At 35.8% G+C, this 8,898-nt stretch carries 10 protein-coding genes and 2 pseudogenes; 3 read left to right on the forward strand and 9 right to left on the reverse strand.

Annotation, left to right across the window (positions count from 1 at the left end):
• Nucleotides 1-799: DNA replication protein DnaD (locus K9V48_RS25995; protein ID WP_224141992.1), on the reverse strand; the 799-nt coding region annotated here is incomplete at its 3' end.
• Between the two features lie 925 nt (nucleotides 800-1,724).
• On the opposite strand from K9V48_RS25995, the gene K9V48_RS26000 reads away from it, so the two are divergent.
• Nucleotides 1,725-1,871 (forward strand): BH0509 family protein, encoded by a 147-nt coding sequence (locus tag K9V48_RS26000; protein ID WP_224141993.1) that lies wholly within the window; start codon nucleotides 1,725-1,727, stop codon nucleotides 1,869-1,871.
• Nucleotides 1,872-1,973: 102 nt separating this feature from the next.
• Here the strand turns inward: K9V48_RS26000 and K9V48_RS26005 are convergent, their stop codons facing one another.
• The 5 genes and pseudogenes from K9V48_RS26005 to K9V48_RS26025 all read right to left on the reverse strand — a co-directional run bounded on the left by K9V48_RS26005 (nucleotide 1,974) and on the right by K9V48_RS26025 (nucleotide 5,254).
• Entirely contained in the window at nucleotides 1,974-2,141 is a 168-nt protein-coding gene (locus K9V48_RS26005) for a transposase (RefSeq protein WP_224141998.1), read from the reverse strand.
• Between the two features lie 9 nt (nucleotides 2,142-2,150).
• Nucleotides 2,151-3,140: a tRNA dihydrouridine synthase gene (locus tag K9V48_RS26010; RefSeq protein WP_224141999.1), complete on the reverse strand. Its 990-nt coding sequence runs from the start codon at nucleotides 3,138-3,140 to the stop codon at nucleotides 2,151-2,153.
• 209 nt (nucleotides 3,141-3,349) lie between these two features.
• Nucleotides 3,350-3,442 (reverse strand): annotated as a pseudogene (locus K9V48_RS26015) (M48 family peptidase); the annotation flags it as partial.
• 12 nt (nucleotides 3,443-3,454) lie between these two features.
• Nucleotides 3,455-3,949, reverse strand: a complete 495-nt coding sequence (locus tag K9V48_RS26020) for a YehS family protein (RefSeq protein WP_224141994.1) — start codon at nucleotides 3,947-3,949, stop codon at nucleotides 3,455-3,457.
• A 297-nt stretch (nucleotides 3,950-4,246) separates the two neighbouring features.
• Nucleotides 4,247-5,254: an SGNH/GDSL hydrolase family protein gene (locus K9V48_RS26025; protein ID WP_224141995.1), complete on the reverse strand. Its 1,008-nt coding sequence runs from the start codon at nucleotides 5,252-5,254 to the stop codon at nucleotides 4,247-4,249.
• 377 nt (nucleotides 5,255-5,631) lie between these two features.
• On the opposite strand from K9V48_RS26025, the pseudogene K9V48_RS26030 reads away from it, so the two are divergent.
• A pseudogene (locus K9V48_RS26030) lies at nucleotides 5,632-5,771 on the forward strand (cell wall hydrolase); the annotation flags it as partial.
• Between the two features lie 5 nt (nucleotides 5,772-5,776).
• On the opposite strand, the gene K9V48_RS30040 reads toward K9V48_RS26030, so the two are convergent.
• From K9V48_RS30040 to K9V48_RS26045, 3 genes are all read right to left on the reverse strand, one after another.
• A complete protein-coding gene (locus tag K9V48_RS30040; RefSeq protein WP_263432957.1) occupies nucleotides 5,777-5,923 on the reverse strand; it encodes a site-specific integrase in 147 nt (48 codons plus the stop codon).
• A 46-nt stretch (nucleotides 5,924-5,969) separates the two neighbouring features.
• Nucleotides 5,970-6,146, reverse strand: coding sequence for a hypothetical protein (locus K9V48_RS30045; RefSeq protein ID WP_224141996.1), 177 nt, complete (start codon nucleotides 6,144-6,146; stop codon nucleotides 5,970-5,972).
• A 483-nt stretch (nucleotides 6,147-6,629) separates the two neighbouring features.
• Nucleotides 6,630-6,920: a hypothetical protein gene (locus K9V48_RS26045; protein ID WP_224141997.1), complete on the reverse strand. Its 291-nt coding sequence runs from the start codon at nucleotides 6,918-6,920 to the stop codon at nucleotides 6,630-6,632.
• Nucleotides 6,921-7,180: 260 nt separating this feature from the next.
• Here K9V48_RS26045 and K9V48_RS26050 point away from each other — a divergent pair, with 260 nt between their 5' ends.
• Complete coding sequence (locus K9V48_RS26050; RefSeq protein ID WP_224142001.1) at nucleotides 7,181-8,596, forward strand: PQQ-dependent sugar dehydrogenase; 1,416 nt, start codon at nucleotides 7,181-7,183, stop codon at nucleotides 8,594-8,596.
• Nucleotides 8,597-8,898 lie beyond the last annotated feature (302 nt).

Genomic DNA, 8,898 nt, shown 5'->3' on the forward strand with positions numbered 1-8,898 from the left:
TGTTATTGGCACAGGCAATCGTCATGGCTTTTAAGATGACTTCCTTCGGCTGTAGAAAACTAGAATCATCTAACCAAGATAGCAGCTGCTGTTTCGCATTCACATTTGAAAAGCCAAATCCATTGTTATCCCAAAACTCAACAATCTCTTGAACATCGTTTGTGTTTTGATCTAGTGCTTGATCCTCTATATCTGGATTATCCTCTATACTAGGGGTAAAAGCTTTTTGTTGTTGTTTTTCTTTTTCTTTTTGTTTTTCTTTTTCTTTTTGCCCACGTATCGTAGAACGATGCATGAACGTATCGTCAACTTCTTCCTCTTCCGCATCTAGATCTGGATCATTTTCGCTCTCTTCCTCGGTAAATGACATCCTTTCAGGCTCACAAAAAGATTCATATAAGCTACGAATTTCCTGTTTATGAATAGTTTCCGAAACATATCGAATAAGCGACGTATCCTCAACTTCTTTTAATTCAGATAAAATACAATCCATGACCGGTTTCCCGCCTTTATGTAGGTTATCCTTCCCCCAGTTTTTAATCGCAAGCTCTCTCGTTTTGGGATTATAACGAATCAATTTGTGATGCCGGGTAAATCGTTCCATTAACGAATGAACACTCTCAATCGAATACCCCAAATCAAAAGCCATTTGTTTTTTCGTAATGCGATAGATTCCAATTTGAGTCGTATGTGGATTCGTAAGAAGATAGAGGTAAAAATACTTATCCTCCGGAGTCATCTCTTCTGAAACAATCGGATTCTTCCAAAAATCATTACGCACCATTCGATATTTTGCCATCTTCAACCACTTCCCTTTCTTCTAAGAAAATTCTTTTCATAGACTATATATAGAAAAATGAAGAAGAGAGTAGCGTATGTTTCACATAAAAATGTAAATATTTTGTGACGAAATATTTCTGTGGTACCTATCTGTACTCATTTCCCAAATAAAAAACACTCACAAACATTGAAAAAAACAACATTTGTGAGTGTTTTATGTTGGTTAACTTACTTTATATTTTCTCTGTAAGCAGTTAGCACACGATTTTATGTTCACGATATCTTTGTATTAATTTTATTTGTGATAAATAAAATTAAACAAACTATTCTTCATTTCCTTTTCACTTCCCTCTATTATTAACCTACCAATTATTTAAAAGATTAACTAGTTTCCCTAAAATTAAATAAATGTTGAATCCATTCCTCAAATATCTCTAAATTGTTCCCCGGCGAAAAACAATACGCCCCCATCTTATACTTCTTATGAAACCCAACATCATAAAAATCCTTATCACTAGTCATATAACATTCCGTCGGAGTCAAAATATAAACTTCCTTCACAACTTTTGAATCATCAACTCTTGCTAAAATTCCATCCCGGTACTTATTCGACTAGTTGATTTGCTTGGATCAATGCTGACACTTCCTTAGTTTTTGTAAAAATAGTCCCTATTACTATTTTAATACATGATCAGCTGTTTTTTAACAAGATCTGACCACTCTTTGCAGATATATCCATATTTTTAAAGATAACTTTAACAAAACCCTGACTTTTTTAGCTGAATTTAAACAACAAAAGCAATAAATCACTTTTCTATATTAGTTTCTGAAAAAATAATCTCAAATTGATATTTGTTTTATCTCAATTTGAGATATATAATAAAAACAACAAAAGAAAACGCTTACAACATTTTAACCTCAACCTTCCTAAGGAGGCCTTACCTATGAGCCAATTAGCAAGAGAATTCAAAGTGAAAGATTTATTAGAAAAACAAAAATTCAATCAAAAAGAAATTTCCGAGATGACAGATCCACAGATTGAATATTATCACTGGCTCTATTTTGAAGATTCTGTTTACGATTATATGTAAGTTGAAAATAAACTAATAATAAAAGAGCTGTCCTATAAGTCTCTAAAATAAGGGAAGTGGAGAAAAACTAGTCGTTTTTCTCCACTTCCTTTTGTGTTTTTTCTATTTTCCCCATGAAAGTAGCTGGCAGATACCTGCTACTTTCAGTATATTGTGGGCTAATGCCACAATCCCAAACTCGACATGCACTTTGTCGAGACCCCACAAAGAAAATCTACGGAACGACCGATTACCCTTGATGTGACCGAACGCACTTTCTTTGAATTTTATAAATTATCTTTAACTGTTTCTCTCCCCCATTCCATCAAGATTCTTTGACCCAAAGTTATCAAGCAATGCACGCACTTCATCTGTTGACTCTGTGCTCATTAATTGATTTCTTAATTCACTTGCCCCTCGAAACCCACGGACATATATCTTAAAAAAGCGATGAAGAGCCTTGAACGGACGTAGCTCTAATTTTGAATATTTATCATGGAGATCCAGATGCAACCTTAAGAGATCAAGCAATTCCTTACTACTATGATCTTTCGGCTGCTTTTCAAAGGCAAATGGATTATTGAAAATACCACGCCCAATCATAATTCCATCAATACCGTATTGATGAGCGAGCTTTAAGCCAGTTTGACGGTCAGGGATATCCCCATTGATCGTCAAGAGTGTATCTGGTGCCACCTGGTCACGAAGTTTCTTAATCTCCGGGATTAGTTCCCAATGAGCATCTACTTTGCTCATTTCCTTTTTTGTACGCAGATGGATGGAAAGATTAACAATGTCTTGTTTCAATATGTGTGTTAGCCAGTCGTGCCATTCGTCTACATCTGTGTAACCAAGCCTTGTCTTTACACTTACGGGCAATCCTCCTGCTTTTGCTGCTTGTATTAAATCTGCTGCAACTTCTGGACGACGGATAAGGCCACATCCCTTCCCATTCTGTACCACATTAGGTACAGGACAGCCCATATTGATATCCACACCCCTAAACCCTTGTTTCGCCATACCAATACTCATTTGCCGAAAGTGTTCAGGCTTATCCCCCCATATATGGGCTACAATTGGTTGTTCATCCTCTGTAAAAGTCAAACGCCCACGCACACTTTGTTTCCCCTCTGGGTGACAATAACTCTCCGTGTTTGTAAACTCTGTAAAAAACACATCAGGTCTGGCTGCTGCACTCACTACATGGCGAAAAACAACATCCGTCACATCTTCCATTGGTGCCAGTATAAAAAAAGGTCGTGGTAAATCACGCCAAAAATTATCTATCATATTCAAATTCAAATCCTCTCATTATGGGATACCAGGACAACCCCTTATCCCAAAATTAAAAAGCAAAATGTCCCTGCTTCTTTTACTTAGGAAATAACGGTTAAGACTGTTAGTTCGAATCTAATTTTTCCACTTACATTTTTATTTTTTTCTTTTTCTTTCTAAAAATGATGTTTTCCTTAGATTCAACATATCTTTAAACCTTTCCTCTAAACAATCATTTTCCAATTTATTAAAGCCAACCAGTCCTGTTTTTCCTTGTAGTCCGGCATTATTTTTTCAACAAGGCGCCAGAAGGAGCGGTATGTATCATGTCATCCCCTGTATTTAATAGCTAGTCCTTTTAAGAAGTTTCTTACGAATTTATCCCCACACTCCATATAATTCTTATGTCCTTCTTTTCGTAATAAGGCTCCAAGTTCTCCTTTTGTTACCGTGATTCCAGCATCACCAAATAGATCCAGCATATCCTCTGTCGTTAATGACATGGCAATTTTTACTTTCTTTAAAAGGAGATTATTTACGTGTTCATGATTCATTGAAGATGGTTCAGGTGGATTGGGCTGTCCTGGTTTAGGCTCTTGTTTTCCTCTTTTAAAAATAATAAGGCCATTTAAAAATGAATCTAGCATACTGTTACTACATTTTATTTGATCGTTATTCTCATCATCTTCATCATACTTGGTGAGGATCTGAATTACTTCTGGTACTGATACCTCCACACCGCCAAGTTTAAATATTTCTGCCATTTCTTTATTTTTTATTTCCAATGCATATCTCAATCGAATTAAAATATCGTTATTCTCCATTAGTTGACCACCTATTTTCAAAAATTAGTACATGTCATTTTAAAGCAACATGCATCTCACTCAGTCTATCTTATTTCAATCTTCGCAACAACCTACACAAAAAAGACTGTTCGGTGCTAGAACACCAAACAGTCACACAATAGCTAGGTTCCCATTCAAAGCGATCTGCGATGTTGACAAATAACTCATCCTATCGCACTGCTATGCTCAAGGGCGGGTTATTTTTTGTCTCTAAAAAATGGTTGACAACACCAATCTATATAAATAGGATTCCTTTTCTAAAATAATGAGAGATCCTTATTCTACATCCTCAGTCATGACCTCTTGTTCGACACTAACTTCTTCCATGTTCTCTAAAATACGCTTTGCCATGAGTTCATATCCGCTTGTGTTTGGGTGGAATTGATCATCAGATAATAGCTTGATGTCTGAATTACTAAATAGATCAGAGGTTGGGATATAGCTTACATTCTCAAATTCTTCTGTAACGGATTTACTTGATTCATTCCAATCGTTTACAATCATTTGGAATTCTTCAATATCGCCAAAATAACCTTCGAATGGATTATAAAAACCAATTAAATAAATTTTTGTATCTGGATTTATTTCATTGATCTTATGAAAAATGGCGGTTAATCTCTCAAGATATTCTAGTTTTTCTTCATTAAAAAGCTCTACATGGAGGTTTGTAAAACTGTTTTTGACAATTTTCATCATGTCGTTTGCTCCTATTGTGATGAAAACAATATCAGCATGTTGAATTGATTCTGCAATCTCTTCCTTTTCCAGGCGTTTTAATAATTGGTCTGTACGGTTTCCTCTTTTCCCATAGTTTTCAATATTGATATCTATGTTATTCTCTTCAAATGTGTTATTTAAGATCCCGACATAACCGCCGTTTTTTGTTTCATCGCCTACACCTTGAGTGAGGGAATCACCTATTGCCACGACTTGTAAATCTTTTTTGAATAATTTGATTACACCTTCTACTACTTTCCTAACCTTTCCCTCGATATCTTCTGTTAGTGTACTCCTTTCCCTATTCTCGCCATCTACGACTTCTTCCTCTTCTTTACCTGCTATATCACTAGAAACATCTCCATCCTGTTCCTCTTTCTCAGGGCCTGTATTTTCAGAAGCATGCTCTTCATCCGTTATCGCTTCATCTGTCGTTACAGTTATATTCGAAGTTTCTAGAGCTATCTGTTTTGTTTGATTAGGATTAGAATTGAAAAGAAATAAGTACAGGCTAAAGCATACTACTAGCAAACTAGTAATAATGACTATTCCTTTCAGTCTCCGCATTTTAACCACACCTATCGATTTGTATTACTGCTTCATTATTATAAAAGAATCGTAAAATAATAAAACATAAGATATTGTATCATTCATTGTACTACAAAAATGGATAAACACTCTTGGAATTTTATAACACCCATGGGCTATAACTACAAATATGCACCTCATTTACCACATAAAAAATCCCCTAACAGCACAAGGAAAAGATAAAACCCGCACCCTTACCTGATCGTGGGAGATACATGATAAAGACCTTTGTTCATACTAGTGAACTCAGCCCTATAAAGTAGACAGTTTGATAAAAGTAGATGCTGCTTATTTTGCAGCGAGTTGCCGACTTTTTTATGGTTCTTTTTCATACAATTCTTTTAGAGGTGATGTAAATGGCAAGGGTAAAATATACGGACAGTGACGTTGCTTTAATGGCAATGATGATGAGGGCAGAGGCAGAAGGTGAAGGGAAACAAGGGATCTTATGGTTGGTAATGTCATGGTCAATCGACTAATGGCTAATTGTTTAGATAGTAATCACTTTATGATTTCATCTAATTTACGTGCAACTTCTTCTTGCATGGTTGGAAGAACATGCGAATAAGTATCAAGCGTAACTTTTATGTTACTGTGTCTTAATCTTTCAGAAATAACCTTGACATTTATCCCCTTTAAGAGAAGCAATGTTACATGTGTATGTCTTAAATCATGAAAGCGGATTTTAGATACATTAAGCTAACTCAATTAATTTATTAAAAGATCTTCTTACATTTGCAGGATTAAGCGGTGTACCATATTGAGTACATGCAACTAAATCATGGTCTTGATAAACAGGACCTAAACTTAGCCTTTCTTTTGAATTAATTATTTTTCGAGACTTAAGAATTTTTACAGTTATTTCAGACAAGTTGATTGTTCCTAGACTTGATTTGGTTTTCGCTCTGCTTATAAATGTCTTACCGTCATGACTTAATAAATAAACTAACTATTATTAAGAATGGCCTTGTTTTTATGGCAACAGCTCTTCCTCCTATACTTTTCACAAAAGAAATAAAGAACCTATCCATATGGAGAGGCTCTTTATTTACTGTTACATCCTTATAATCTTTCATTCAAATAGTGAACGCATTGCACATGTACGGAGTGTATGTGGCAATACACGGGATGTTGTTACAGGAATAATAGTTCCAAATCTCTCAGTGTCATAAAGGAGGAATTGAGATTTATTTAACAATCGCGCTCTTTTGTTGAACATCGTTTTTGAAGAAATTCCCTCGTTAATTTAAGTACAATCCTTCACATTCTAGTCATTAGGCTTTTTTTCGATAAACAATAAAAGCCCTAGAATAATGCCCTAAGGACTTTTGTATTTCAGTGTTGATACTTTTCTTTATTCAGAAACTTTTATAACAATCTTACCGAATGCACCTTTATATAGATGTTTATATGTATCAAGGACTTCATCAAATAAATAGACAGTATCAATGACAGGTTTAATATTAAGTACAAAAAAACCGATGCCGGGCACATATCCCTCTGCTGACTGGAATATGGCTGCAAACGAGCTTAATACCGCGGTAAGTATTAGTTTTGTGGTAGGTGACAATTCCATAAGATCGTGTTTGATTCCAAAGAAAGGATGCTGCCAATACTGTACGGCTTTACTTTTTACCCTCTTCATGAATCCCACCTCCAACAAATATTAAACTAACCTTATGCTATTCACTGTTTTATGTAAAAATCACTGTATGTTTATCCAACTTAACTATAGATAACTGATTTATGAAATCATAGTACTTTTTATAACCGCCCCGATTCCTCCGACGCTGGTGCGAAAAATGGTCAATTCCTTGTTAGATTCTTCGGCCCTAATTTGGTATTAATAAAACAGTTCTAATCATATTCTTATAAAAGAAAAATAAGAAGGGGGTGTAAAGTTTGTTGATAAAAGTTAAGGTTAGTTTACGGCCCATTGTAAGTAAGGTAAATTTACCGACTGTTTTGAAAACAGCGATACTTCCGGGTGACTCAAAAGAAACATTATTTATTGCAACCCAGATAGGAGAGATTTTTTACATAAGAGACGGAGTTATACGGACTTTTTTAGATATTCGCCCGCGAATCATAAAACTAGGTGCTTCTGGTGGTGGATATGATGAACGGGGATTGCTAGGGCTAGCGTTTCATCCCGAATTTTATTATAACGGTCTGTTTTATCTTTATTATTCAGTAGCTGGAACACAAGGTCCAGGTGCTCTTCCTGAATCTTTTTCACCTAACCCGTGTGATCCAAGAACTTTAAACCTAAGGTGGATAAATAGAGAAACTCAATATGATCATATTGATACTATGGAAGAATGGATTTTACCATCGAATGGCAGGCCTCAAAAACGACGGACATTACTAAACTTAAGAAGACCATTTTTTAATCATAATGGTGTCAATAGCTTAAACTTTTCACCTGAAACAGGAAAACTTATTTTAACCACCGGGGATGGTGGATCAGGCTATGATCCATTCAATTTAAGCCAGAATGATATGGAAATCGCCGGTAAAATAATTGAAATTGATGTAGTTAAGAATACATTTATCCAGAATCCACCCGTAGTCACACGGTTTAATGAACTTCCCGTACCTATTCAGGAAACACTTACGGTGATTGCTAAAGGGGTTCGGAATATACCGGGCATTTCATTTCAAAAGTTTTATAATCAATATATCAAATATGTGGGAAATGTCGGACAGGATTTGGTAGAGTCAATTTTTTCATTCGGTCAGAATAAACCAATACCGGTTACCCGGCTTGTTCAAGCTTTTTTAATGAACTCTGAAGCTGACCAAGAAGGATTTATTAACTTTGGCTGGCGAGCGTGGGAAGGTGTTTTTCCTACTCCGATTATAAGGGGCTGCTCTGCAAATCCTACTTTGGATGAGAAAACAATTGCTTATTATGATGAAGCAGTAAAATTTTCAGTAAGGCGTCTACAGCCTGTAACTAGTTATTTTCATAAAGATCAAAGGCCCGATAAATTTGGAGGAACTGCACTTACAGGAGTGCAAGTCTATATGGGGAATAGAATCCCCGCTTTAACAGGAAGTGTTGTGTTTACCGATCTTGCCCAGAAGGAAGAATCTCAATCTCCGGCTAGAGGGGTTTTAGCTTATACTAGGATAAGAACAGATTGTAAACTAAATGATTTTAGTGTTATTCAAACCGATTATAATTTTGGGTCCGGGTCAGCTTATTATGTTAGTTTGGGAACGAATCTGGATCAAACCACAGTATATTTAGGGCTTTATGGCTCTATGAAAGTGACTGATTTTAACCAAGGTACTGTTTTTGAAATTATTCCGTGATTCAAAACTATAAAATTCGACTTAATACCTTCGATGCATTACTACCGAAAGACCTTATCAAAACAAGAACACGCTGAAGCCATTGAGGAGTTATGAGATTGTATGGATAAGCAATTGGACCCCCAATTTGTTGGACTATTTATCGAGATGATTTCGGAAAACTAACCTGCCCCGTTCGTATTATAAGGTCAGCCAGATATTTCTGGTTGACCATTTTTTATATGGTTTTATTATAACAGTAGCCAGGGTAGAACGTACCTGCTCGTGGGGCTCGACCCCGTCAACTAAACTGTTCGCCCCCT

This window comes from Metabacillus rhizolycopersici (assembly GCF_020075705.1).

Bases quoted from the DNA above. Each gene is read 5' to 3' on its own strand.
- K9V48_RS26020 (WP_224141994.1), bottom strand. From the start codon at position 3,949: ATGGAGAATAACGATATTTTAATTCGATTGAGATATGCATTGGAAATA.
- K9V48_RS26000 (WP_224141993.1), top strand. From the start codon at position 1,725: ATGAGCCAATTAGCAAGAGAATTCAAAGTGAAAGATTTATTAGAAAAA.
- K9V48_RS26025 (WP_224141995.1), bottom strand. From the start codon at position 5,254: ATGCGGAGACTGAAAGGAATAGTCATTATTACTAGTTTGCTAGTAGTA.
- K9V48_RS26045 (WP_224141997.1), bottom strand. From the start codon at position 6,920: ATGAAGAGGGTAAAAAGTAAAGCCGTACAGTATTGGCAGCATCCTTTC.
- K9V48_RS26010 (WP_224141999.1), bottom strand. From the start codon at position 3,140: ATGATAGATAATTTTTGGCGTGATTTACCACGACCTTTTTTTATACTG.